Below are 1,936 nucleotides of genomic sequence, written 5' to 3'. Positions count from 1 at the left end.
GCGCGCGCAGGTGGTTTCTTAAGTCTGATGTGAAAGCCCACGGCTCAACCGTGGAGGGTCATTGGAAACTGGGAGACTTGAGTGCAGAAGAGGAAAGTGGAATTCCATGTGTAGCGGTGAAATGCGTAGAGATATGGAGGAACACCAGTGGCGAAGGCGACTTTCTGGTCTGTAACTGACACTGAGGCGCGAAAGCGTGGGGAGCAAACAGGATTAGATACCCTGGTAGTCCACGCCGTAAACGATGAGTGCTAAGTGTTAGAGGGTTTCCGCCCTTTAGTGCTGAAGTTAACGCATTAAGCACTCCGCCTGGGGAGTACGGCCGCAAGGCTGAAACTCAAAGGAATTGACGGGGGCCCGCACAAGCGGTGGAGCATGTGGTTTAATTCGAAGCAACGCGAAGAACCTTACCAGGTCTTGACATCCTCTGAAAACCCTAGAGATAGGGCTTCTCCTTCGGGAGCAGAGTGACAGGTGGTGCATGGTTGTCGTCAGCTCGTGTCGTGAGATGTTGGGTTAAGTCCCGCAACGAGCGCAACCCTTGATCTTAGTTGCCATCATTAAGTTGGGCACTCTAAGGTGACTGCCGGTGACAAACCGGAGGAAGGTGGGGATGACGTCAAATCATCATGCCCCTTATGACCTGGGCTACACACGTGCTACAATGGACGGTACAAAGAGCTGCAAGACCGCGAGGTGGAGCTAATCTCATAAAACCGTTCTCAGTTCGGATTGTAGGCTGCAACTCGCCTACATGAAGCTGGAATCGCTAGTAATCGCGGATCAGCATGCCGCGGTGAATACGTTCCCGGGCCTTGTACACACCGCCCGTCACACCACGAGAGTTTGTAACACCCGAAGTCGGTGGGGTAACCTTTTTGGAGCCAGCCGCCTAAGGTGGGACAGATGATTGGGGTGAAGTCGTAACAAGGTAGCCGTATCGGAAGGTGCGGCTGGATCACCTCCTTTCTATGGAGAATTGATAAGCGCTGCTTATCAATATAAGTTTCCGTGTTTCGTTTTGTTCAGTTTTGAGAGAACTATCTCTCATATATAAATGTATGTTCTTTGAAAACTAGATAACAGTGTAGCTCATATTTTTTTAATTTTAGTTTGGTTAAGTTAGAAAGGGCGCACGGTGGATGCCTTGACACTAGGAGTCGATGAAGGACGGGACTAACGCCGATATGCTTCGGGGAGCTGTAAGTAAGCTTTGATCCGAAGATTTCCGAATGGGGAAACCCACTATACGTAATGGTATGGTATCCTTACCTGAATACATAGGGTATGGAAGACAGACCCAGGGAACTGAAACATCTAAGTACCTGGAGGAAGAGAAAGCAAATGCGATTTCCTGAGTAGCGGCGAGCGAAACGGAATATAGCCCAAACCAAGAGGCTTGCCTCTTGGGGTTGTAGGACATTCTATACGGAGTTACAAAGGAACGAGGTAGACGAAGCGACCTGGAAAGGTCCGTCGTAGAGGGTAACAACCCCGTAGTCGAAACTTCGTTCTCTCTTGAATGTATCCTGAGTACGGCGGAACACGTGAAATTCCGTCGGAATCTGGGAGGACCATCTCCCAAGGCTAAATACTCCCTAGTGATCGATAGTGAACCAGTACCGTGAGGGAAAGGTGAAAAGCACCCCGGAAGGGGAGTGAAAGAGATCCTGAAACCGTGTGCCTACAAATAGTCAGAGCCCGTTAATGGGTGATGGCGTGCCTTTTGTAGAATGAACCGGCGAGTTACGATCCCGTGCAAGGTTAAGCTGAAGAGGCGGAGCCGCAGCGAAAGCGAGTCTGAATAGGGCGTTTAGTACGTGGTCGTAGACCCGAAACCAGGTGATCTACCCATGTCCAGGGTGAAGTTCAGGTAACACTGAATGGAGGCCCGAACCCACGCACGTTGAAAAGTGCGGGGATGAGGTGTGGGTAG

The 1,936-nt window shown here is 50.6% G+C and carries 2 rRNA genes; both read left to right on the top strand.

The features are described 5' to 3' along the window. Positions 1 to 969: ribosomal RNA gene (locus MR160_RS33495) — 16S ribosomal RNA — on the top strand; the annotation flags it as partial. A 146-nt stretch (positions 970 to 1,115) separates the two neighbouring features. Further along, a 23S ribosomal RNA gene (locus MR160_RS33490) occupies positions 1,116 to 1,936 on the top strand; the annotation flags it as partial.

Source organism: Bacillus cereus group sp. BfR-BA-01382, assembly GCF_022663475.1.
GTDB lineage: Bacteria > Bacillota > Bacilli > Bacillales > Bacillaceae_G > Bacillus_A > Bacillus_A thuringiensis_S.
The sequence above is the reverse complement of the archived record's forward strand: the minus strand, read 5'-3'. Positions and strand labels throughout refer to the sequence as shown.